General features: G+C 63.2%; 18 protein-coding genes and 1 tRNA gene. 17 read left to right on the top strand and 2 right to left on the bottom strand.

Annotated features, from left to right (window positions below; translation table 11 throughout):
- Positions 1–7: 7 nt before the first annotated feature.
- The 5 genes from JGZ97_RS05705 to JGZ97_RS05725 all read left to right on the top strand — a co-directional run bounded on the left by JGZ97_RS05705 (position 8) and on the right by JGZ97_RS05725 (position 5,087).
- The gene (locus tag JGZ97_RS05705; protein WP_207061649.1) at positions 8–1,171 is read left to right on the top strand and encodes an iron-containing alcohol dehydrogenase; all 1,164 of its coding nucleotides are present in this window, start codon (positions 8–10) and stop codon (positions 1,169–1,171) included.
- Between the two features lie 12 nt (positions 1,172–1,183).
- Complete coding sequence (locus tag JGZ97_RS05710) at positions 1,184–1,900, top strand: GMP synthase (RefSeq protein ID WP_207061650.1); 717 nt, start codon at positions 1,184–1,186, stop codon at positions 1,898–1,900.
- Between the two features lie 158 nt (positions 1,901–2,058).
- The gene (locus tag JGZ97_RS05715) at positions 2,059–2,565 is read left to right on the top strand and encodes a TRAP transporter small permease subunit (RefSeq protein WP_207061651.1); all 507 of its coding nucleotides are present in this window, start codon (positions 2,059–2,061) and stop codon (positions 2,563–2,565) included.
- On the top strand, positions 2,562–3,881 hold the full coding sequence (locus JGZ97_RS05720) for a TRAP transporter large permease subunit (RefSeq protein WP_207061652.1): 1,320 nt from the start codon (positions 2,562–2,564) through the stop codon (positions 3,879–3,881). The genes JGZ97_RS05715 and JGZ97_RS05720 overlap by 4 nt, the downstream gene beginning before the upstream one ends.
- A gap of 153 nt (positions 3,882–4,034) precedes the next feature.
- Positions 4,035–5,087 (top strand): TRAP transporter substrate-binding protein, encoded by a 1,053-nt coding sequence (locus tag JGZ97_RS05725; RefSeq protein ID WP_207061653.1) that lies wholly within the window; start codon positions 4,035–4,037, stop codon positions 5,085–5,087.
- Positions 5,088–5,399: 312 nt separating this feature from the next.
- Here the strand turns inward: JGZ97_RS05725 and JGZ97_RS05730 are convergent.
- A tRNA-Leu gene (locus JGZ97_RS05730) sits at positions 5,400–5,486 on the bottom strand.
- A 182-nt stretch (positions 5,487–5,668) separates the two neighbouring features.
- Here JGZ97_RS05730 and queA point away from each other — a divergent pair.
- The 6 genes from queA (at position 5,669) to rnr (ending at position 13,700) form a co-directional block, all read left to right on the top strand.
- Positions 5,669–6,712: a tRNA preQ1(34) S-adenosylmethionine ribosyltransferase-isomerase QueA gene (gene queA / locus JGZ97_RS05735; protein ID WP_207061654.1), complete on the top strand. Its 1,044-nt coding sequence runs from the start codon at positions 5,669–5,671 to the stop codon at positions 6,710–6,712.
- A 22-nt stretch (positions 6,713–6,734) separates the two neighbouring features.
- On the top strand, positions 6,735–7,850 hold the full coding sequence (gene tgt / locus JGZ97_RS05740; RefSeq protein ID WP_207061813.1) for a tRNA guanosine(34) transglycosylase Tgt: 1,116 nt from the start codon (positions 6,735–6,737) through the stop codon (positions 7,848–7,850).
- 43 nt (positions 7,851–7,893) lie between these two features.
- Entirely contained in the window at positions 7,894–8,223 is a 330-nt protein-coding gene (yajC, locus tag JGZ97_RS05745) for a preprotein translocase subunit YajC (protein ID WP_207061655.1), read from the top strand.
- 93 nt (positions 8,224–8,316) lie between these two features.
- On the top strand, positions 8,317–10,182 hold the full coding sequence (gene secD / locus JGZ97_RS05750) for a protein translocase subunit SecD (protein WP_207061656.1): 1,866 nt from the start codon (positions 8,317–8,319) through the stop codon (positions 10,180–10,182).
- Positions 10,183–10,185: 3 nt separating this feature from the next.
- A complete protein-coding gene (secF, locus tag JGZ97_RS05755; RefSeq protein WP_207061657.1) occupies positions 10,186–11,109 on the top strand; it encodes a protein translocase subunit SecF in 924 nt (307 codons plus the stop codon).
- A 167-nt stretch (positions 11,110–11,276) separates the two neighbouring features.
- Positions 11,277–13,700 (top strand): ribonuclease R, encoded by a 2,424-nt coding sequence (rnr, locus tag JGZ97_RS05760; RefSeq protein ID WP_207061658.1) that lies wholly within the window; start codon positions 11,277–11,279, stop codon positions 13,698–13,700.
- Position 13,701: 1 nt separating this feature from the next.
- Here the strand turns inward: rnr and JGZ97_RS05765 are convergent, their stop codons facing one another.
- Positions 13,702–15,117, bottom strand: coding sequence for a VTT domain-containing protein (locus JGZ97_RS05765; protein WP_207061659.1), 1,416 nt, complete (start codon positions 15,115–15,117; stop codon positions 13,702–13,704).
- A gap of 76 nt (positions 15,118–15,193) precedes the next feature.
- Between JGZ97_RS05765 and serB the strand changes: the two genes are divergently transcribed.
- From serB to JGZ97_RS05795, 6 genes are all read left to right on the top strand, one after another.
- Positions 15,194–16,408: a phosphoserine phosphatase SerB gene (gene serB / locus JGZ97_RS05770; protein WP_370584015.1), complete on the top strand. Its 1,215-nt coding sequence runs from the start codon at positions 15,194–15,196 to the stop codon at positions 16,406–16,408.
- Complete coding sequence (locus tag JGZ97_RS05775; RefSeq protein WP_207061661.1) at positions 16,405–17,076, top strand: TetR/AcrR family transcriptional regulator; 672 nt, start codon at positions 16,405–16,407, stop codon at positions 17,074–17,076. Before serB ends, JGZ97_RS05775 begins: the two co-directional genes overlap by 4 nt.
- Before the next feature lie 230 nt (positions 17,077–17,306).
- Positions 17,307–18,869 (top strand): ABC transporter ATP-binding protein, encoded by a 1,563-nt coding sequence (locus JGZ97_RS05780; RefSeq protein WP_207061662.1) that lies wholly within the window; start codon positions 17,307–17,309, stop codon positions 18,867–18,869.
- The gene (locus JGZ97_RS05785) at positions 18,869–19,930 is read left to right on the top strand and encodes an ABC transporter permease (RefSeq protein ID WP_207061663.1); all 1,062 of its coding nucleotides are present in this window, start codon (positions 18,869–18,871) and stop codon (positions 19,928–19,930) included. Before JGZ97_RS05780 ends, JGZ97_RS05785 begins: the two co-directional genes overlap by 1 nt.
- Positions 19,931–19,938: 8 nt before the next feature.
- Positions 19,939–20,871 (top strand): ABC transporter permease, encoded by a 933-nt coding sequence (locus tag JGZ97_RS05790; RefSeq protein ID WP_207061664.1) that lies wholly within the window; start codon positions 19,939–19,941, stop codon positions 20,869–20,871.
- A gap of 46 nt (positions 20,872–20,917) precedes the next feature.
- Positions 20,918–21,994 carry a BMP family ABC transporter substrate-binding protein gene (locus tag JGZ97_RS05795; RefSeq protein WP_207061665.1) on the top strand — a complete coding sequence of 359 codons (1,077 nt, stop codon included), beginning with the start codon at positions 20,918–20,920 and terminating at the stop codon, positions 21,992–21,994.
- The last annotated feature ends 248 nt before the right edge of the window (positions 21,995–22,242 follow it).

Raw genomic sequence — 22,242 nt, forward strand, 5'->3', positions numbered from 1 at the left:
GCGTGCCATGACCCAGTTGACTGCTAATTGGAACTATCCCAACAGCATCCGTGCCGGCGCAGGGCGCATTGATGAGTTGCCCGCCCTCTGCGCTCAGCTGGCCATCAAGGCGCCCTTGCTGGTGACCGATCCGGGGCTGGCGACACTGCCGATGGTCGAAGACGCGGTCAATGCCTGTCGAGGGGCGGGGCTCGACTGCGGCCTGTTCTTCGGCATACAGGGTAATCCGACCGGTGAGAATGTGACGGCAGGTGTCAGCGCCTACCGTGACGGCCGGCACGACGGCATCATCGCCTTTGGGGGTGGTTCGGCCCTGGATGCGGGCAAGGCCGTGGCGCTGATGGTGGGGCAGGAGCGGCCCCTGTGGGACTTCGAGGACGTTGGCGATAACTGGACCCGCGTTAACGAGGCGGGCATGGCGCCGATCATTGCCGTGCCCACCACCGCGGGCACGGGCTCGGAGGTGGGCAGGGCCTCGGTGATCACCGATGCGCCCAACCACGTCAAGCGGATTATCTTTCACCCGAAAATGCTGCCCTCGGTGGTGATCCTCGACCCTGAACTGACCTGCGGCCTTCCCCCCCATATCACCGCCGCGACGGGGATGGATGCGCTGTCGCACAACCTCGAGGCGTTGTGTGCACCCTCCTATCACCCCATGGCTGAAGGGATCGCCGTCGAGGGGATCCGGTTGGTTAAGGAATATCTGCCGCGGGCGGTGGCCAACGGTGACGACCTGGAAGCGCGCACCCAGATGCTGGTCGCTTCCAGCATGGGCGCCACCGCGTTTCAGAAAGGGCTGGGGGGGATGCATGCCCTGGCCCATCCGCTGGGGGCGCTGTTTAACGCTCACCATGGGCTGCTCAACGCGATCCTGATGCCCTATGTGCTCAAGGCCAATCGCGAGGCCATTGAGGCCCGCATCGTCAGGCTGTCGCGTTACCTCGGGCTGAAACAGGCCTCCTTCGATGGCTTCCTGGAGTGGGTGCTGGCGCTGCGCGGTCAACTCGAGATCCCCCATACCCTGACCGATATCGGCATCGGTGACAGCGGCGCCGAGCGTGTTGGCCGTATGGCCGTGGCCGATCCCTCGGCCGGTGGAAACCCGATCCCGTTTGATGCCGAGCGCTATAGCGCGATCTTCTGCGATGCCGTTAACGGAAGGGTTTGAGGGGGGGATCTGATGAAGATCGGTATTCTGCAATGCGATGACGTGTTGGAGGCGCTGCAGCCTGAATTTGGCAACTACCCGGCGATGTTCGAACAGATGCTGGGAGAGTTTGCGCCGGGCTGGCAGTTCGTCACCTATCGGGTCATCGACGGGCTACTGCCCCGGTCCGTGGATGAGTGTGATGGTTACATCACCACGGGCAGCCGTCACGGCATCAACGATGGGGCGCCCTGGATTGATCAACTGCAGCGTTTTGTCGCGGAGCTGGCGCAGGCCGAAAAGAAGTATGTCGGCATCTGCTTCGGGCACCAGCTGCTCGCCAAGGCGCTGGGCGGCGAGGTCGGCCGCTCGGCGCGCGGGTGGGGGGTCGGCGTTTCCTTTACGCGCATCAATATTGAGAAACCCTGGATGAAACCCTTCCAGCCCGGACTGGACCTGGTGGTCAGTCATCAGGATCAGATTGAAGTCCTGCCCGAGGGGGCGGAGGTGTTGGCCAGCAGCGCCTTCTGCCCCTACTACATGGTGCAGTACAACCGCCACCTGATGACCATCCAGGGACACCCGGAATTCAGCAAGGCGTACTCCAGCGCGTTGATGGATTACCGTAAGGACCGCATCCCGGCCGAGCGGATTCGCGAGGGCAAGGCGTCGTTGTCGGCTGAGGTCGACGACCGCTTGACGATGCAGTGGATCATCAATTTCTTTGCAGAGGGTCATACCGGTGATTAGGCCCTGCCGGTTGGCGCAATCATTAGGGGAGTTCGCGCGTCCCCGTTTTTGTTGTACCCAATGAGAGACGTCCTTGCTCTTTTGGCGCATGCCTCCTTGGGCAGGCGAGGCAAGGGTTTAATCGGTTGGGCTGAAAGAGATAAAAAACGGGAGGCTTCATGCCCAATGTAATAAAAGTCTATGTGCATTATGTTGATGCAATTAATAGACGGATCGGGCGAATTATGATGTACATGATATTTGCGCTGATGGGCATCTTGCTATATTCGTCGATTACCAAGACGTTTTTCCTGCCGTCCTTGTGGACGTTGGAAATGGCCCAGTTTTTTATGGTCGGTTATTACATGTTGGGCGGCGCCTACTCTCTTCAGCTTGGCTCCCATGTGCGCATGGACCTCTTGTACGGGTCCTGGAGAAAGAAGAACAAGCTGTCCATGGATGTCATTACCATCTTATTTCTGATTTTTTATCTGTCCGTAATGCTGTACGGCGGTTATTCAAGCACTGAATATGCGCTGGAATATGGAGAGCGTAGTTACTCCTCGTGGCGGCCCTATATGGCGCCCATAAAGATAGTGATGTGTGTCGGTATTTTAATGATGCTCCTTCAAGCTATATCGGAGTTATTTAAAGACGTTGCCCGGCTGCGCGGAGAAGAACTATGAGTTACGAACTGATTGCATTGTTGATGTTCTCATCGATGATGCTGATGCTGCTGACCGGGCAGCGGGTGTTTGCCGCGATCGGTTTCATCGCGGTCACGGCGTCGCTACTGCTCTGGGGTGAAGGGGGCTCTGAGATCGGTTTCAGTGCGGCCATGAAACTGATGAAGTGGTATCCGCTGCTGACCCTGCCAGTTTTCATCTACATGGGTTACATGCTGTCCGAGTCGGGGCTGGCCGACGACCTGTATGGCATGTTCCATGTCTGGATGGGGCCACTGAACGGTGGCTTGGCGATCGGCACGATCGCCTTGATGGTGGTGGTGTCGGCGATGAACGGACTCAGCGTCGCGGGGATGGCCATCGGTGCCAGTATCGCCCTGCCTGAGCTGTTGCGGCGAGGGTATGACAAGATCATGGTGACCGGCGTGATTCAGGCCGGCAGCTCCCTGGGAATACTGGTGCCTCCCAGCGTGGTGCTGGTGCTCTACGGCATGATTGCCCGCCAGCCGGTCGGTCAGCTGTGGATGGCCGGGGTGATCCCGGGCCTGCTGATGGCCGCCCTGTTTGTCATTTACATTGCTGTTCGCTGCCGGCTCCAGCCCAATCTAGGGCCCTCCCTGCCCGCGGAAGAGCGCGACATGCCTCTTCGAGAAAAGCTCAAGCTACTCAAGGCTGGCATTGTCCCGCTGTTTATCTTCTTCTCCATGACCGGACTGTTCCTGATGGGGGTCACCAGCTTGGTTGAGAGCTCCGCGGTGGGCGCTGCCGCTGCGACCCTGGCGGCCCTGGTGAAACGGCGCCTGACCCGAGCCGTGCTGGAACAGACGCTGCGCAAGACGCTGGGGATCTCTTGCATGTTTATGTGGATTATCCTCGCGGCGCTCTGTTTTGGCGCCGTCTTTGACGGGCTTGGCGCCGTCAAAGCGATCGAAAGTCTGTTTGTCGAGCGGCTCGGGCTGACGCCCTGGCAGATCCTGATCCTGATGCAGCTGTCGTACCTGCTCATGGGAACCTTTCTGGACGATACGGCGATGCTGGTCATTGTGGCGCCCCTGTTCATACCGCTGGTCGGATCCCTCGGCTTTGATCTGGTCTGGTACGGCGTGCTTTACACCATTACCTGCCAGGTCGCCTATATGACGCCCCCGTTCGGATACAACCTGTTCCTGATGCGGGCGATGGCGCCGCCCGAAGTGACCCTGATCGACATCTATCGCTCGGTCATCCCGTTCGTGCTGATCATGATTCTGGCTCTGACATTGGTAATGGCCTATCCGCAGCTGGCGCTGTGGCTGCCCGGGTATTTCTACGGTTGATGGGAGGCGTTAACCGCTCTCAGGGCCAGGTAACAACGCATTTTCAAACACATTTACGTTCAGACGGGGGATGAAAACGAGTGCAGTAGGGATTTCAACTTCAAACACATCCGGTTTCGCTGGTTAGAGGAAACTGTTACGGAGATAACAACCATGACGAATAGACGTGATTTTTTGAAAAAGGCCGGCGCGGCAGCCGGTGTTGCGGCGGGAACTGCTGTTTTGGGAGCGCCTGCTGTTCACGCAAAGTCGACCATCAAGTGGCGGTTGCAGACCTATGCAGGGCCTGCACTGGGAGAGCACGTCATCAAACCCGCGATTGACGCCTTTAACAAGGCGGCCAACGGAGAGATGGAGATCGAGCTCTTTTATGCCGATCAGCTCGTCCCGACCGGGGAGCTGTTTCGCGCCATGCAGCGTGGAACCATCGATGCCGTTCAATCAGATGACGACTCGATTGCCGCGCCCGTCGATATCTCGGTATTTGGCGGTTATTTCCCCTTCGCGACGCGATACAGCCTGGATGTGCCGGTCCTGTTCAACCAGTACGGGCTGAACGAGATCTGGGAAGAAGCTTACGATGAGGTTAAGGGCGTCAAGTGGCTGAGCGCAGGCTCCTGGGATCCGTGCCATTTTGCCACCAAGGAGCCCATCACCAGCCTGGCTGACCTTAAGGGCAAGCGGGTGTTTACCTTCCCCACGGCCGGTCGCTTCCTGTCCCGGTTCGGGGTCGTGCCGGTTACCCTGCCGTGGGAGGATGTGGAAGTCGCCCTGCAGACCGGCGAGCTGGACGGCATCGCCTGGTCCGGCATCACCGAGGACTACACGGTGGGCTGGGCTGACGTGACCCAGTACTTCCTGACCAACAACATCTCCGGCGCCTGGTGCGGTTCCTTCTTCGCCAACTCCGAGCGTTGGGAAGAGCTGCCCGAACACCTCAAGACCCTGTTCCGGGTGTGCATGGACAGCTCCCACTACTATCGCCAGCACTGGTACTGGGGTGGCGAGGCGAAGTTGCGTACCGCCGGCACCAAGCTCAAGCTGACCTCAATCCCCGACAGCGAGTGGGCTCAGGTCGAAGCCGAGGCGCTCAAGTTCTGGGATGAAGTGGCCAAGGAAAGTCCGCGCAATGCCAAGGTGGTGAAGATTCTCAAGGAATATAACGCCACCATGGAGAAAGCGGGGCGCCCCTACCGTTACGGCTGACGGGGTTTACGCCCTGTTCCGGTTTCTCGAGCGGCACTTGGTGCCGCTCGAGAGTCGATGTTCGAAACCCGCCTGATTCGCTTCACTGCAATGCGAACGCCCATCGGCGTTCGTTAGCTCTCCTGCGATAGCCCTCGTGGCGGTTGCGCACAGAATCCGCTTAGGAGGGGCCGCCTGCGGCCAAGGGCGATTAACGGCAAGCGACTGTGCCAGCAGGGAAACACCCGGCAACGGCTGTCTGCGTGGTAGCTGACCCGCGGATCATTCATGCCAAGTAAGGAAAAAACGAAACAGAACGCTTCGCTAAATAAGTGGTAGCGGTGGGCGGACTCGAACCGCCACGCCGGTTAAGGCAACGGATTTTGAATCCGTCGTGTCTACCAATTTCACCACACCGCCGACACTGATCTTTGCGCCGCGCTGTCCGCCGGGCTAGGGGGCTAAAATTCCCTTGGCCCTTCGCGGGTCGGCGAAAGAGCGTGCTATTATAAGCGCCTTTTTAAGCAGGTCAATGCGGCGCGGGGTCTCTCGTCCGCTACTGCAAATGCCGTCCCCGGATTTCCACTCAGTGCTGTTTTTCTATGCGTGTCAAAGACTTTCATTTCGATCTTCCTGAAGAGCTGATCGCCCGCTTCCCTGCGGCGCAGCGTACCGGCAGCCGTCTGCTGTGCCTTGACGGCAACAGCGGGGCGCTCGCCCATCGCGGTTTTGCCGAAATTCTCGACCTTTTTGCCCCAGGCGACCTGGCGGTGTTCAACGACACCCGGGTGATACCGGCCCGCCTGTTCGGCCAGAAGGCGTCCGGGGGTAAGATCGAGATGCTGGTGGAGCGAATTCAGGACGATCACAACGCCCTGGCCCATATTCGCGCCAGCCGCGCCCCCAAGCCCGGCGCCACCCTGCTGCTTGAGGGGGTGCTGGAGGCGGAGGTGACCGGCCGCGAGGGCAACCTGTTCCAGGTCCGCTTCAAGGGGGAGCGTCCCCTGCTGCAGTGGCTGGAGGAGGTGGGCCACATGCCCCTGCCGCCCTATATGGAGCGCGAGGAGCAAGCGACAGACCGGGAACGCTACCAGACGGTCTACGGCCAGCGCCCTGGGGCTGTGGCAGCGCCCACCGCCGGACTGCACTTTGACGAAGCCCTGCTGGCCGCTCTTAGGGACAAGGGGGTGGAGCTGGCCTTCGTGACCCTGCACGTGGGGGCCGGCACCTTTCAGCCGGTGAAGGTTGAAACCGTCCACGAGCACCAAATGCACAGCGAGTACATCGAGGTGTCGGAGGCGGTCTGTGAACGGGTGCGGGCGACCCGGGCCCGGGGCGGCCGGGTGGTGGCGGTGGGCACCACCAGCGTGCGCTGCCTGGAAACGGCCTCCCGGGAGGGGCGCATCCAGCCCTACAGCGGCGATACCGATATCTTTATCTACCCGGGCTACCGCTTCAAAACGGTGGATGTGCTGGTCACCAACTTCCACCTCCCCGAGTCTACCCTGCTGATGCTGGTCAGCGCTTTTGCCGGCACCGAACACGTGCGCGCCGCCTACGCCGAGGCGGTGGCGCAGAAATACCGTTTTTACAGTTACGGGGACGCCATGTTTATTACCCGTCAGACGCAACCCGAGGAGGGCTGAGCCCGTGAGTCGCACCTGTTTTATGTCCTATGAACTGCTGGCCACCGAGGGCAAGGCCCGGCGGGGACGCCTGACCTTCCCCCGCGGCCAGGTGGAAACCCCTGCCTTCATGCCGGTGGGCACCTACGGCACGGTCAAGGGGATGCTGCCCCGGGACATCGTCGAGACCGGGGCCCAGATCATCCTGGGCAACACCTTTCACCTGATGCTGCGGCCCGGCACCGAGGTGGTCAAGGCCCATGGCAGCCTGCACGAGTTCGTGCAGTGGCAGGGGCCGATTCTCACCGACTCCGGGGGCTTTCAGGTGTTCAGCCTGGGCGAGATGCGCAAGATCACCGAGGAGGGGGTCAAGTTCCAGTCCCCGGTGGACGGCTCCAAGGTGGTGCTCACCCCCGAGCGCTCGATGGAGGTGCAGCGTGACCTGGGCTCGGATATCGTGATGATCTTCGATGAGTGCACCCCGTACCCGGCCACCGAGCAGCAGGCGGCGGACTCCATGCGTCTCTCCCTGCGCTGGGCCGAGCGCTCCAAGCGGGCTCACGGCGACAGCCCCTCCGCGCTCTTCGGTATTGTACAAGGGGGGATGTACGAGCATCTGCGCGAAGAGTCACTGGCCGGACTCACCGAGATCGGCTTTGACGGCTACGCCATCGGCGGCCTCTCGGTGGGCGAGCCCAAGGAGGAGATGCTGAAAATCCTCGACCACACCACCCCGCAACTGCCCGAGGACCGCCCCCGTTACCTGATGGGGGTGGGGCGCCCGGAGGACCTGGTGGAAGGGGTGCGGCGGGGCGTCGACATGTTTGACTGCGTCATGCCGACCCGCAACGCCCGCAACGGCCACCTGTTCACCTCCACCGGGGTGGTAAAGATCCGCAATGCAGCACACCGCCATGACACGGCCCCCCTGGATGCCGAGTGCGACTGCTACACCTGCCAGAACTTCAGCCGCGCCTACCTGCACCACCTGGACAAGTGCCGGGAAATGCTGGGCGCCCAGCTCAACACCGTTCATAACCTGCGTTACTACCAAAACCTGATGGCCGGATTGCGCAGCGCTATCGAACAGGGTAAATTGGGCGACTTTGTGGACGAATTCTACCGCAAGCGCGGCCAGGTCACGCCCGAGCTGGGTTGAGACCGGTTACGGTTGTAAGCCAAAGACTTTTTAGGAGACATCGATGAGCTTTTTTATCTCCCCCGCCTTCGCTCAGGAAGCCCCTGCCGGGGGTGCCGGCGATCCCATGGGTCTGCTGTTCCTGGTCGGTTTCGCGCTGATTTTCTACTTCATGATGTGGCGCCCCCAGAGCAAGCGGGCCAAGGAGCATAAAGCCCTGGTTGCCGGCCTCTCCAAGGGTGATGAGGTGGTGACGTCCGGTGGCCTGCTGGGCCGCGTCACCAAGGTCGACGACGACTACGTGGTGCTGGCGGTGAGCGACAACGTCGAGCTCAAGTTCCAGAAGATGCACGTCGCGGCGGCCCTGCCCAAGGGAACCATCAAAGAGATCTGATCGCGCAACCGGCGATCTACCTCAAACGCCACTGCCTGAAGTCAGTGGCGTTTTGTTTTGTGCAGTACTGAATTGAGGAACAAGGGCATCGTTATGCTCAACAAGTACCCCCTCTGGAAAAATCTGCTGATCGTGCTGATCCTGGCGGTCGGCGCCATCTACGCGGCCCCCAACCTTTACCCCGATGATTTCGCGGTGCAGGTCTCCGGCGCCAGCACCTCCACGCCCATCGACCAGCGGGTGCTGGAACGGGTCAAGCGGGCCCTGGAAAAAGAGAACATCGCCTACTTCGGCGCCGAACTGACCGATGCCAACGCGCTGGTGCGGCTCGATGACAGCGAGTCCCAGCTGCGGGCCCAGGCCGCGGTCAAGCGCGCCCTGGGGGACGATTACGTCACCGCCCTGAACCTGGCGCCCACCACCCCGCAGTGGCTCACCGACATCGGCGCTGGCCCCATGAAACTGGGCCTGGATCTGCGCGGCGGGGTTCACTTCCTGATGGAGGTGGACATGAACGAAGCGGTCAAGCAGCGCCTGGATGTGTATGTCAGCGAGATCAAGACCCTGCTGCGCAGCGAGCGTCTGCGTTACCGCAACGTCACCCATAACCGCGACGGCAGCCTCAACATCCGCTTTGCCGATGCCGCCGACCGGGACGAGGCCCGTGCGCTGCTGCGCCGCGAGTACAACGAATTCGTGGTGAGCGAGGAAGACAACGACGAAGGCGCCTTCCTTAATATCAACCTGACCGAGGCGAAAATCCGCGAAATCGAGGATTACGCCATCAAGCAGAACCTGACCACGGTGCGCAACCGGGTCAACGAGCTGGGGGTGGCTGAGCCGCTGGTGCAGCGCCAGGGGCGTAACCGCATCGTGATCCAGCTGCCCGGGGTGCAGGACACCGCGGCGGCCAAGCGGATCCTGGGCAAGACGGCGAACCTGGAGTTCCGCCTCGAGGCCCGCCCCGATGCGCCGCGCACCAGCACCGAGGCCTACGAGTTCCGTGAGGCGGGGCGTCCCTCGGCCAACCTGGAGAAGGACATCATCATCACCGGCAGCGCGGTCTCCAACGCCCAGGCCAACTTCGACGAGAACGGCATGCCCCAGGTCTCCATCACTCTGGACTCCAAGGGCGGGCAGATGATGAACCGGGTTACCCGTAACGCCGTCAAGCGGCGCATGGCGGTGCTGTTTATCGAGCACAAGACCCGCACCCGCTACGAGACCGTGGACGGCGAAGAGAAAGAGATCCGCATCCCCTACGTGGAGAAGAAGATCATCAGCCTGGCCACCATCCAGACCGCGCTGGGCTCGCAGTTCCGCATCACCGGCCTGGACGGCGCCGGGGAGTCCTCGGAGCTGGCACTGTTGCTGCGCGCCGGCGCCCTGGCCGCGCCCATCTACTTCGTCGAGGAGCGCACCGTGGGCCCGAGCCTGGGGCAACAGAACATCGACACCGGGGTAACCTCGGTACAGATCGGCCTGGCCCTGGTGCTGCTCTTCATGCTGGCCTTCTACAAGGCTTTCGGCCTGATCGCCAACATCGCCCTGACCATCAACCTGGCGCTGCTGGTGGCGGTGATGTCGATGCTCTCGGCGACCCTCACCCTGCCCGGCATCGCCGGTATCGTGCTGACGGTGGGCATGGCGGTGGACGCCAACGTGCTGATCTTCTCGAGAATAAAAGAGGAGCTGAAGAACGGGCTGCCGCCGCAGTCGGCGATCAATTCCGGCTACCAGCAGGCCTTCTCCACCATCTTTGACGCCAACATCACCACCCTGCTGGTGGCGGTGATCCTCTTCGCCGTGGGCACAGGCCCCGTGAAGGGCTTCGCCGTGACCCTCTCCATCGGCATCATCACCTCCATGTTCACCGCCATCATGGTGACCCGGGCCATCGTGAACCTGGTCTACGGGGGCCGTGCCGTGAAGAAGCTGTCAATCGGTTGGGGGGTGTAAGCGATGAGTAACGAGAAAGTGATCAACTTCATGGGGCTGCGCAAAGTCGCCGCGGCCTTCTCCATCGCCCTGGTGCTGGTGGCGATTGGCTCCCTGGCGATCAACCAGCTGCGCTTCGGGCTGGACTTCACCGGCGGTGCCCTGATCGAAGTCGAGTACGCCCGGGAGGTGCCCCTGGATCAGGTGCGCGAAACCCTGGGCGGGGCCGGCTACCAGGACGTGACGGTGCAGACCTTCGGTTCGCCCACCGACATCCTGGTGCGCCTGCAGCAGGACCACACCCCGACCCTGGGGGACGAGGTGCTGGCGACCCTGCGCGAGGGCACCGACACCGAGGTGAGCCTGCGCCGCTCCGAGTTCGTCGGCGCCCAGGTCGGGGAAGAGCTGCGCGAGCAGGGCGGACTCGGCATGCTGCTGGCCCTGGGGCTGGTAATGCTCTACGTGGCCTTCCGTTTCCAGTTCAAGTTTTCGGTGGGCGCGGTGGTGGCCCTGGCCCACGACGTGCTGATCGTGCTGGGTATCTTCTCGCTGCTGCGGATCGAGTTCGACCTCACCGTGCTGGCGGCGATCCTGGCGGTGATCGGTTACTCCCTCAACGACACCATCGTGGTCTCGGACCGTATTCGCGAGAACTTCCGCAAGGTGCGCAAGGGGTCGTCGGAGGAGATCATCAACCTCTCCCTGAGCCAGACCCTGGGACGGACCTTGGTGACCTCCTTGACCACCTTGCTGGTGCTGCTGGCGCTGTTCTTCTTTGGTGGCGAGATGATCCACGGTTTCGCCACCGCGCTGATGATCGGAGTGCTGGTGGGAACCTACTCCTCTATCTATGTGGCAGCCAACGTGCTGATGGCGATGAACGTATGCCGTGAGGACCTCCTGCCGCCGGAGAAGGAGGAGGACGCCGAACTCGACGAGCGTCCCTGAGTGCGTCATGCCGGACAACGCCAGCCTCGCGCTGGCGTTTTTATTTTGGTCAAGACGCGCTTTACGCGATACCCTGACCTTTAATTACGTGATAATCGATGCACGTTGAGCGTTTTTGGAGCTTTTTCTAAAACGCCACCAAGCCAACAGAGAGTTAAGCCCCCTCCATGATTCAAGATCCCTACGCAGACCGGGAAGCCCAGAAGTACGACAACCCCATCCCCAGCCGTGAGGCCATCCTTGCCCTGCTGAAAAAACTGCAGCGGCCCATGACCCACCCCCAACTCTGCGCCGAGCTGGGAATGACCAGCGAAGCCGATATCGAAGCCCTGCGCCGGCGCCTGCGGGCCATGGAACGCGACGGTCAGCTGATCCACACCCGCCGCGGCGGCTACGGGCTGGTGGACCGGATGGACCTGATCGCCGGGCGGGTAACGGGTCATCGCGACGGCTACGGTTTCCTGACCCCCGACGACGGCAGTGACGATATCTACCTGCACAACCGCCAGATGCGCAAGCTGTTCGACGGCGACAAGGCGCTGGTGCGGGTCGGCGGGCTGGACCAGCGCGGGCGGCGCGAAGGCAGCGTGGTGGAGGTGATCGAGCGCAACACCCAGCAGCTGGTGGGGCGCTTCTTCGATGATGAGGGGGTCTACACCCTGGTGCCGGAGAACCGGCGCATCTGCCAGGACGTGCTGATCGCACCGGAAGATTGCAAGGGTGCGGAGGACGGCGAGTACGTGCTGGTGGAGATCACCAAACAGCCGGGTAAGCGCGGCGGGCCCCGGGGGCGTGTGGTGGAGATCCTGGGCGCGCACATGGCCCCGGGCATGGAGATCGAGGTGGCGATCCGCGCCCACGGTATCCCCAGCCAGTGGCCGGATGCGGTGACCCAGGAGGCGGCCGCTTACGGGGCCGAGGTACGCGAGGCCGATAAAAAGCACCGGGTGGATCTGCGAGAGACGCCCTTGGTCACCATCGATGGCGAGGATGCCCGTGACTTCGACGACGCCGTCTACGCCGAGCGCAAGAAGGGCGGCGGCTGGCGCCTGTTCGTCGCCATTGCCGATGTCTCCCATTACGTGGCGCCCGGCAGCGCGCTGGACGAGGAGGCGCGGGCGCGGGGCAACTCGGTCTACTTCCCCGCCCAGGTGGTGCCCATGTTGCCGGAGGTTCTCTCCAACGGCCTCTGCTCCCTCAACCCCCATGTCGACCGCCTGACCCTGGTTTGCGAGATGACGGTCAGCAGCAGCGGTCGGCTCAGCGGTTACCAGTTTTACGAGGCGGTGATCCGCTCCCACGCGCGGCTGACCTACACTCAGGTCGGGGCGCTGCTGGATGCGCCCGACACCGATAAGGGCCAGGAAATCAGCCGCCAGTATCCCGAGCTGGTGCCCCACCTGCAGGAGCTGCACCGGCTCTACCAGGCGCTGCGGGAAGCCCGTCACGCACGGGGTGCCATCGACTTTGAAACCACAGAAACAAAGATTGAATTTGGCAAAGACCGCAAGATCGACCGGATCGTGCCGGTGGTGCGCAACGACGCCCACAAGCTGATCGAGGAGTGCATGCTGTGCGCCAACGTGGCGACCGCCCGCTTCCTGGAAAAGCTGAAGGTGCCGGGGCTGTTCCGGGTGCACCAGGGACCCAAGGAGCAGAAGCTGGAAAACCTGCGCAACTACCTGGGCGAGCTGGGGTTGAACCTGGCCGGGGGCGACAGCCCGCAGCCGCTGGATTACCAGATGCTGCTGGAGTCGGTGCAGGACCGCCCCGACGCCCATATCATTCAGACCATGATGCTGCGCTCGCTCAGCCAGGCCAAGTACACGCCGGAGAACGAGGGGCACTTCGGCCTGGGTTATTCCGCCTACGCCCACTTCACCTCGCCCATCCGTCGCTACCCCGATCTGCTGGTCCATCGCGCCATCCGCTCGGTGATCCGCGGCGGCGAAAGCGGCGGGCTGCTGCGCCGGGCGGTAAAGTCAGTCACCGGGCGCGGCAGCGACCCCGTGCGCCGGATCAAGGGGGCCCAGAGCGTCGATCCCAAGAAGAGTTACCCCTACGACATGGCGGCCATGGTGGAGCTGGGTGAGCACTGCTCCCAGACCGAGCGCCGCGCCGACGAGGCAACCTGGGACGTGATCGCCTGGCTCAAGTGCGAGTACATGCAGGATTGCGTCGGGGACGAGTTCGAGGGGGTGGTGAGTGCCGTCGCTCCCTTTGGCCTGTTTGTCGAGCTCAAGGATATCTACGTGGAGGGGCTGGTCCACGTGACCGCCCTGCAGGGTGATTACTACCACTTCGACGCCGGCAAGCAGCGCCTGACCGGGGAACGTACCCGGGTGACCTACCGCCTGGGCGACGAGCTGCGGGTCAAAGTGGTGCGGGTCAACCTGGATGACCGTAAGATCGACTTCGAGATGGTGGACCACCTCTCTGCCCCCAAACGCACCCGCAAGGGGCGGGGGGGGAGTCAGAAAAACGGCGCCAAGCGCCCGCGTCAGCCGTCTATGGAAGCGCGCGGCGGCCAGGGCGGCGACAAAAAGGGCGCCGGCAAAAAGAGTCCCCGTAAGCCCCGCCGTCGTAACTGAGTCAGCCTTGCTGCAGGCTCGCCAGCGCCGGGGGCAGCTCCAGGCTCAGGCAGATGACGAGCCAGCTCAGGGCAAGGCCCGCCGCCAGCCAGCCCGTTGAGCTGCGCCAGCGGCGTTTGGGCCTGTCCAGGGGGCTGTAGCCGAGGCGGGCCAGCGCCACCAGGCAGAGCCCCAGCAGAATGCCCCCCAGCACACCGCTGATCCAGTTCAACCCCAGGTAGAGGCGTGCCAGCCCTAAAGCCAGTACGGGCAGGGCGGCCAGTCCGTAGCTGATCCAGCGTTGGTGGTAGGGCCGTTGCTGGGCGTAGAAGGTGGCCAGCAGGACGATCAGAAAGGTGCTGCCGGCGGCCTGAACCCCGGGAAAGGCCAGATCGTCCAGTATTACCGCAATGGGCTCCGGCGGCTGAATGTCCAGCAGCCAGCGGGCGCCGAGGGCGACGGCCAGGGTCGCCAGTTGTCCCAGCAGCAGGCACAGTGCTGCCGGACGATCGCCGCGCCACCAGAAGAAAGCGGCCGCCAGCAGCGTCATCCCGATCAGGCACCAGCCGCTGAACGCCAAGGTAAAGCCCAGCACCCAGGGGGACAGCGCGTCGTTGCGCAGGGACTGGAACACCAGGTAAAAGGCGTGGTCCAGTGGCGTCAGCAGGCTGCTGTGGCGCAGGGTCAGGATCAGCAGCACCAGCCCTGTCAGACTCACCACCAGCAGCAACCCCGAGGCGATGGGTTGTTCGCCGCTGCGGGGGCTCTTCAGCAGATCCAGCCCCAGTCGATTGCGCAGTTGCGCTTCCCCCGGCCCGCTCGGGCGCAGCCAGTGATGGACCCCGTACATCAGCCCCAGCCCCAGGACGACCACCGCCAGCAGCGCCAGGTTGAGCATGCCGCCGTTGCGGGGATCGGAGAGTTCGCTGCCGGCCAGCCGTCCCAGCAGGTAGCCGGGTAGTATGTAGACCGGGGCCCAGAGCAGGGCGGAGAGCAGGTTGGCAGAGAAAAAACGGTGGGGTGGCATGTTGAGCATGCCGGCGACAAAGGGAAGCACCGGCCGGATGGGGCCGACAAAGCGGCCGATTACCACGCTGGGGATACCGTAGCGACGGATAAAGCGCTCGCCGCGGTCCAGCCAGCCGGGATGCTGGCGAAAGGGCCAGCGTCGTAGCAGCGGTTCGTGGGCGTGGCGTCCCAGCAGAAAACTCAGGCCGTCGCCCCCGGCGGCCCCGGCAACGGCGGCCAGCAGGCAGGTGCCCAGCCCCACCTCGCTGCCCCCGGCGAGGCTGGCCGCGGCGTATAGAATCGCCACCCCGGGCACCACCACCCCCACCAGGGCCAGGGACTCGACAAAGGCGGCCAGGGCGATGGCGCCGGCCAGCCATTGCGGGTTCTGCCCCAGCCAGGTGGTCAGGGTCGTGAGGTATTCGGTCATAGAGGGTGCTCGTCGCCAGCCTAGAGGTTAGAATAGCGGCCTTTTTTGAATTTCCGACAGTTAGCAGGTGGGGCGCGTGAAGGAAATTATTCTGATCACCATCGCCGGTGATGACAAGCCGGGGGTAACCTCTTCGATCACCCAGATACTGGCCCGTTACCAGGTCAATATTCTGGATATTGGCCAGGCGGTGATCCACGACAACCTGTCCCTGGGAATTCTGATCGAGATCCCGCCAGAGGCCGAGTCCTCCCCCGTGCTCAGTGACGTGCTGTTTCGCATGCACGAGATGGGGATGAACACCCGCTACGAGCCGGTGGACCCCGTGGACTACCAGCGCTGGGTGGAGGGTCAGGGCAAGGCCCGTCACATCATTACCTTGCTGGCGCGGCGCATCAGTGCCGACCACATTGCCAAGGTAACCCGGATCGCTGCGGCCCACGACCTGAACATCGACAACATCAGCCGTCTCTCGGGGCGGGTGCACCTGGACGAGGTCGATCACCGCACCAAGGCCTGCGTCGAGTTCTCGGTGCGGGGCAATCCCAGCGAATCGCTGCGCGCGGAGTTCCTCAAGGCCGCCAGTGACCTGGATGTGGATATCGCCTTTCAGAAGGACGACATCTTCCGCCGCAACCGGCGCCTGGTGGTGTTCGACATGGACTCAACCCTGATCGAGGCGGAGGTGATCGACGAGCTGGCCAAGGAGGCCGGCGTGGGCGAAGAGGTGGCGGCCATTACCGAAGAGGCGATGCAGGGCAAAATCGACTTCACCGAAAGTTTTAAGCGCCGGGTGGCGTTGCTCAAGGGGCTGGACGAGTCGGTACTGGAGGGCATCGCCGAGCGCCTGCCGCTCACCGAGGGGGCCGAAGCCCTCGTCTCCAGTCTCAAGGGGCTCGGGTTCAAGACCGCGATCCTCTCCGGCGGCTTCAACTACTTCGGCGAATACCTCAAAAGCAAGCTGGGCTTCGATTACGTCTACGCCAACGAGCTGGAGATCGAGCACGGCAAGGTGACGGGGCGGGTGACCGGCACCGTGGTGGACGGCAAGCGCAAGGCCGAACTGTTGCGCGAGATAGCGGCCCGCGAAGGGGTGCGTCTTGAGCAGACCATCGCCGTGGGCGATGGCGCCAACGACCTGCCCATGCTCAGCATCGCCGGGCTCGGCATCGCGTTTCGCGCCAAGCCCGTGGTGCGCGAAAGCGCTCGTCACGCCATCTCCACCCTGGGGCTCGACGGCATCCTCTATCTGATCGGCTTTCGCGACCGCGATGGCCTTGAGTCCCTGTGAGCCAAGCCGGGTCAAAGCAGGCCGCGGCAAGGAACGCTCCACCCCGGGAGGGGCGCATTCGCCGCGAGCGGCGTGCCGCCATCTTGGCCGCTGCCGAGCAGGAGTTCGCCATCAACGGCTTCAAGGGCACCAGCACCAGCGCCATCGCCCGGCGCGCGGGGCTGGCCAAGGCCCAGGTGCACTACTACTTTCCCAGCAAGGAGGCGCTGTATCGGGAGCTGCTGCGTTCCATCATGGACGCGTGGAACTGCCACCTGCCGGGGCCGGAAACGCAGCAGGAGCCGGGAGAGGTGCTGGCCGGCTACATCAACGCCAAGCTGCGCCTCTCCTGGGAGCGCCCGGCCCTGTCCAAGATTTTCGCCGGGGAAGTGCTGCGCGGCGCGCCGTTGCTGCGCGAGGAGCTTTTTGACCGCCAGCGCGAATGGCTGGCACAGCGCACGCAGCTGTTTCAGCGCTGGATTGAGCAGGGCAAAATGGCCCCGCTGGATCCAACCCAGCTAATATTCATGATCTGGGCCGCCACCCAGCACTATGCCGACTACCGGGCCCAGGTGCTGGCGATGATGGAGCAGGAGGAACTTACCGAAACGGACTTTGTCACCATCAGCGAGCAAGTGGTCGCCTTCTTGCTGCGCGGATGTGGGGTTGCACCGCCGGCTAAAAGTTAACCGGTAGTACAAATTTGTTCGGGTTTCAGGCATCATTAGGCCCCTTCATGACCGGGGTCGATTCGAACCCCTAAGATACTGAACGATTTCGCAGCGAGCTCTGCCGGCCAATGACCGGCGTGGGGCCCGTTTTTTCGGTTTTCAGCCTGCTGCGAGCACCGGAAGGTCTGTATGGTTGTCTTTCTACAGGGGCGTCCCGGCCCCGCACAGGCAAAGCGGGGAGAACGTTGATGGCCGACGCCACCCCTACGCCGCGCCTGGAACTGCAACAGCTGGTGAAGTCCTTTCCCGGCTGCCTGGCCAACGATCGGGTAGACCTGGTGGTTCAGCCGGGTGAGATCCACGCCCTGCTGGGCGAAAACGGCGCCGGCAAGAGCACGCTGGTGAAGATGATCTTCGGCCTGCTCAAGCCCGATTCCGGCACCATCCGCTGGGAAGGCGAGGCGGTGCGGATCGCCAGCCCCGCCATGGCCCGCGAGCTGGGCGTCGGTATGGTGTTCCAGCACTTTTCCCTGTTTGAGGCGCTGACCGTCAAGGAGAACATCGCCCTGGGCATGAGTAACCCGCCGCCCATGGCGCAGCTGGAAAAGCAGATCCTGGCGGTGGAGGCCCATTACGGACTGCCGCTGGATCCCAACCGGGCGGTGCACAGTCTCTCGGTCGGTGAGAAACAGCGTATCGAGATCGTGCGCTGCCTGCTGCAGAACCCCCGGCTGCTGATCATGGACGAGCCCACCTCGGTGCTCACCCCCCAGGAGGCGGAAAAGCTGTTCGTGACCCTGCGCCAGCTGTCGGCCGAAGGGTGCTCCATTCTCTATATCAGCCACAAGCTGGACGAAGTGCAGCGCCTGTGCGAACGGGCCACGGTGCTACGCCACGGGCGCAACGTGGGCGCCTGCCGTCCGGCCGAGGAGACCGCGGCCAGCATGGCGGCGATGATGGTGGGCGAAGAGGTGGAGGGCGCCAAGGTGAGCCACACCCACGCCCACGGCGACGTGGTGCTGGAGGTGCGGGGGCTCTCCCGGCCGGCGGCCAACCGTTTCGCCATCGAGTTGCGAGACGTTAATCTGCAGGTGCGCAGTGGCGAAATCCTGGGGGTTGCCGGGGTTGCCGGTAACGGCCAGGCCGAGCTGCTGGAGGTGCTCAGTGGAGAAGCTCGGAGCGAGGCCGGCCAGGTCAAGATCAACGATGAGCCGGTCGGGCGTCTGGGGCCCCACCAGCGCCGCCAGCGGGGGCTGAGTTTTGTGCCCGAGGAGCGCCTGGGTCATGGCTCGGTCCCCGAGATGAGTCTCAAGGACAACGCGCTGCTCAGCGGCTACACCCGTCAACCGTTCCTGCGCCGCGGCTTTATCCGCGAGGGGCAGGTGCGTGATTTCGCCGGGGAAGTCATCGATCGTTTTGACGTGCGCTGCGGCGGACATGACGCCGCCGCCGGCAGCCTCTCCGGCGGCAATCTGCAGAAGTTTATCGTCGGCCGCGAGGTGCAGCAGGCCCCCGAGGTGCTGATTATTGCTCAGCCCACCTGGGGGGTGGATGCGGGCGCCGCGGCGATTATTCACAAGTCCCTGCAGGCCCTGGCCGAGCAGGGTACCGCGGTGCTGGTGATCTCTCAGGACCTGGACGAGCTGATGACCATCAGCCACCGCATCGCCGCCATCTGCGGCGGTCACCTCTCTCCGGCCTATCCACGCAGCGAGCTCACCACCGAGGACGTGGGGCTGCTGATGACCGGCATGAACCTGGATATCGCCGGCGTGGTGGCCAATGCGGAAACTGAAATGGGGGTCGTCTAATGGCGCTGAAACTGGTTCCCCGGCCCCAGCCATCGCAGCTGATGGTCTATTGCTCGCCCCTGCTTGCCCTGGGGCTGACCCTGGTCGCGGGCTTTTTCATGTTTACCCTGATGGGGATCGACGGTTGGGAAGCGCTCAAGGCCTTCTTTATTCTGCCGGTCAGTGACAGCTACGGGGTCAGTGAGCTGCTGGTGAAGGCGGTGCCGCTGGTGCTGATCGGTATCGGCCTCTCCATCGGCTTCAAGGCCAACGTCTGGAACATCGGCGCCGAGGGGCAGCTGGTGATGGGGGCGGTGGCCGCCGGCGGGCTGGCGATCTTTTTTCACGAGAGTGAAGGGTTCTGGGTGCTGCCGGCGATGATGGCGCTGGGGGTGCTCGGCGGGGCGGCCTGGGCGGCCATTCCCGCCTGGCTGAAGACCCGCTTCAACGCCAACGAGATCCTCACCAGCCTGATGCTCACCTACGTGGCGGGGCTCTTTCTCAGCTACCTGGTGCACGGTCCCTGGCGTGACCCGGACGGTTACAACTTCCCCGAGTCCCGGATGTTTGCAGACTCTGCCTTGCTGCCGGTGCTGCTGGAGGGTACCCGGCTGCACATCGGCCTGCTGTTGGCCCTGGCATTGGTCATCGCCGCTTGGCTGATGTTGAGCCGCACCCTGATTGGCTTCCAGGTCAAGGTGGTGGGCGCGGCGCCCCGTGCGGCCCGTTTCGCCGGCTTTCAGCAGAAGGCCCTGATCTGGTTCAGTCTGCTGCTGGCCGGCGGGCTGGCGGGGCTGGCGGGGATGATCGAGGTCGCCGGCCCCATCGGTCAGTTGGTGCCCCAGGTCTCGCCGGGCTACGGTTTCACAGCCATCATCGTCGCCTTTGTCGGCCGGCTGCACCCGCTGGGTGTGACCGTGGCCGGGCTGCTGCTGGCCCTCTCTTATCTGGGCGGGGAGACACTGCAGATTGAGATGGGGCTGCCCCAGGCCGTGACCGGGGTGTTCCAGGGGATGTTGCTGTTCTTTCTGCTGGCCTGTGATGTGCTGATCAAGTACCGCCTCCGGCTGGGCAAGGCGTAGGTGAAGTGATGAACGAGACCATGTTGATTATCCAGGCCGCCATCCTCACGATCATGGGGGCGGCCACGCCGTTGCTGTTTGCTGCGCTTGGCGAGTTGGTGGTGGAGCGCTCCGGGGTGCTGAACCTAGGGGTGGAGGGGATGATGCTGGTCGGCGCCGTGGGTGCTTTTGCCGGCGCCATCGTCACCGGCAATACCTATATCGGGGTGCTGATCGGCGGCCTGTGCGGCACGGCGCTGGCGCTGCTGCACGGGTTTCTGACCCTGAGCCTGCTGGCCAACCAGGTAGCGACCGGTCTGGCGGTGACGCTCTTCGGAGTCGGCTTGAGTGCCCTGATCGGTGCTGATTTTGTCGGCACCACGGTGGAGCCGTTGCCCAACCTCCCGGTACCCCTGCTCAGTCAGCTGCCGTTGGTGGGGGCGCTGCTCTTTGACCACAACCTGTTGATCTATCTCTCGATCGCCCTGGCGGCGGCGCTGGCCTGGTTTATCTACCGCACACGGGGCGGACTGGTGTTGCGCGCGGTGGGTGAATCACCGGAGTCGGCCCATGCCCTGGGCTACCCTGTGATTGGAATTCGTTACCTGGCGCTGCTTTTTGGCGGGCTGATGGCGGGGCTGGGTGGCGCTTATCTCTCCGTGGTCTATACCCCCATGTGGTCGGAAAACATGACCGCCGGGCGTGGCTGGGTGGCCTTGGCGCTGGTGGTGTTTGCCTCCTGGCGGCCCGGGCGGGTGCTGGTTGGCGCATATATGTTCGGCGCCGTGACCATTTTGCAGCTGCACGGCCAGGGGCTGGGACTGGCGATTCCGTCCCAGTTCCTCTCCATGTTGCCTTACCTGGCAACCGTGCTGGTGCTGGTGCTGATCTCCCGGGATCAGATCAAACTGCGCGAAAATTCTCCCGCCTCCCTGGGTAAACCCTTCCGGCCTTCGGCCTGATTCGGGGCGGCAACCGTTAATCTTATTCAAAACGCAGGAGTATGCGATGAAGCAGAGTGTGAAGAAGATCCTGGGTGTGGCCGCCGCCGCAGCCAGCCTGGCCTTGGCGGCGCCGGCGTCGGCCGAAACCAAGGTGGGCTTTATCTACGTGGGGCCGATCGGTGATCACGGCTGGTCCTACCGTCACGACATCGGTCGTCAGGCTATCGAAGAGGCCTTCGGCGACGAGGTGAAGACCACCTACGTCGAGAGCGTCAAGGAAGGTCCCGATGCCGAGCGGGTTATCCGCAAGATGGCGGCCAGCGGCCATGACCTGATCTTTACCACCTCTTTCGGTTTCATGAATCCCACCCTCAAGGTCGCCAAGCGCTTCCCCAAGGTGAAGTTCGAGCACGCCACCGGCTACAAGCGGGCGGGCAACCTCGCCACCTACGCCGCCCGTTTCTACGAAGGCCGTTATGTGGTGGGTACCGTTGCCGGGCGCATGACCAAGAGCAACGTCATCGGTTACGTGGCTTCATTCCCCATCCCTGAGGTGGTGCGCGGTATCAACGCCACCATTCGCGCGGCGCGCAAGGTCAACCCCGAGGCGACCGTCAAGGTGGTCTGGGTCAACTCCTGGTATGACCCGGGCAAGGAGGCGGATGCCGCCAAGACCCTGATCGACCAGGGTGCTGACGTGATCCTGCAGCACACCGACAGCCCGGCGCCCCTGCAGGTGGCCGAGCAGCGCGGCGTGTGGGGGGTCGGTCAGGCCTCCGATATGACCAGCTTTGCACCCAAGGCGCAGCTGACAGCGATTGTTGACGACTGGGATAAGTACTACGTCGAGCGGGCCCGCGCCGTGATGGACGGTTCCTGGGAGTCCCAGGATACCTGGGGCGGCATCGCCTCGGGCATGGTGGCTCTGGCACCCTTCAACGCGGCGATCCCCGCCGAGGTGGTGGCCGAGGCCGAAGCGGTCAAGCAGGCGATCGTCGACGGCTCCCTGCACCCCTTCGCTGGCCCGGTGGTCAAGCAGGATGGCGAGCAGGTGATCGGCGAGGGTGAAGTGCTCGACGACGGCGCGCTGCTCTCCATGGATTACTATGTAGAAGGCGTTGAAGGCAGTTTGCCCAAGTAAGGTCTCAGCCGCCGCCCCTCGGGGCGGCGGTGCTTACCTTAATCGGATTCCGCGATTAAGGTGCCCGCGGGGGTAGCCAGGGCCTTCCGGCTTTGGTTAGAATCGCTGCTCTCTTCTTACGCGACCGACCGTTGTTCGCGCGGCGAAAATTAATTTTCCCGTCGCTCCTGTTTTAGGTTGCGCTCACTCAGTCCAGTGCGTACAATTCCGTACCCTTTTTTTAAGGGGTGGCAGTTATTTGCCATTTA

Origin of the sequence: Motiliproteus sp. SC1-56, assembly GCF_017309075.1 — a bacterium.
GTDB lineage: Bacteria > Pseudomonadota > Gammaproteobacteria > Pseudomonadales > Balneatricaceae > Motiliproteus.

What these genes read in the sequence shown, in the direction of transcription:
- JGZ97_RS05705 (WP_207061649.1), top strand. Translation starts at nt 8, where the DNA reads ATGACCCAGTTGACTGCTAATTGGAACTATCCCAACAGCATCCGTGCC.
- JGZ97_RS05780 (WP_207061662.1), top strand. Translation starts at nt 17,307, where the DNA reads ATGGCCGACGCCACCCCTACGCCGCGCCTGGAACTGCAACAGCTGGTG.
- secD (WP_207061656.1), top strand. Translation starts at nt 8,317, where the DNA reads ATGCTCAACAAGTACCCCCTCTGGAAAAATCTGCTGATCGTGCTGATC.
- rnr (WP_207061658.1), top strand. Translation starts at nt 11,277, where the DNA reads ATGATTCAAGATCCCTACGCAGACCGGGAAGCCCAGAAGTACGACAAC.
- JGZ97_RS05790 (WP_207061664.1), top strand. Translation starts at nt 19,939, where the DNA reads ATGAACGAGACCATGTTGATTATCCAGGCCGCCATCCTCACGATCATG.
- JGZ97_RS05785 (WP_207061663.1), top strand. Translation starts at nt 18,869, where the DNA reads ATGGCGCTGAAACTGGTTCCCCGGCCCCAGCCATCGCAGCTGATGGTC.
- secF (WP_207061657.1), top strand. Translation starts at nt 10,186, where the DNA reads ATGAGTAACGAGAAAGTGATCAACTTCATGGGGCTGCGCAAAGTCGCC.
- JGZ97_RS05795 (WP_207061665.1), top strand. Translation starts at nt 20,918, where the DNA reads ATGAAGCAGAGTGTGAAGAAGATCCTGGGTGTGGCCGCCGCCGCAGCC.
- JGZ97_RS05715 (WP_207061651.1), top strand. Translation starts at nt 2,059, where the DNA reads ATGCCCAATGTAATAAAAGTCTATGTGCATTATGTTGATGCAATTAAT.
- tgt (WP_207061813.1), top strand. Translation starts at nt 6,735, where the DNA reads ATGTCCTATGAACTGCTGGCCACCGAGGGCAAGGCCCGGCGGGGACGC.
- JGZ97_RS05765 (WP_207061659.1), bottom strand. Translation starts at nt 15,117, where the DNA reads ATGACCGAATACCTCACGACCCTGACCACCTGGCTGGGGCAGAACCCG.
- JGZ97_RS05720 (WP_207061652.1), top strand. Translation starts at nt 2,562, where the DNA reads ATGAGTTACGAACTGATTGCATTGTTGATGTTCTCATCGATGATGCTG.
- JGZ97_RS05710 (WP_207061650.1), top strand. Translation starts at nt 1,184, where the DNA reads ATGAAGATCGGTATTCTGCAATGCGATGACGTGTTGGAGGCGCTGCAG.
- JGZ97_RS05725 (WP_207061653.1), top strand. Translation starts at nt 4,035, where the DNA reads ATGACGAATAGACGTGATTTTTTGAAAAAGGCCGGCGCGGCAGCCGGT.
- queA (WP_207061654.1), top strand. Translation starts at nt 5,669, where the DNA reads ATGCGTGTCAAAGACTTTCATTTCGATCTTCCTGAAGAGCTGATCGCC.
- yajC (WP_207061655.1), top strand. Translation starts at nt 7,894, where the DNA reads ATGAGCTTTTTTATCTCCCCCGCCTTCGCTCAGGAAGCCCCTGCCGGG.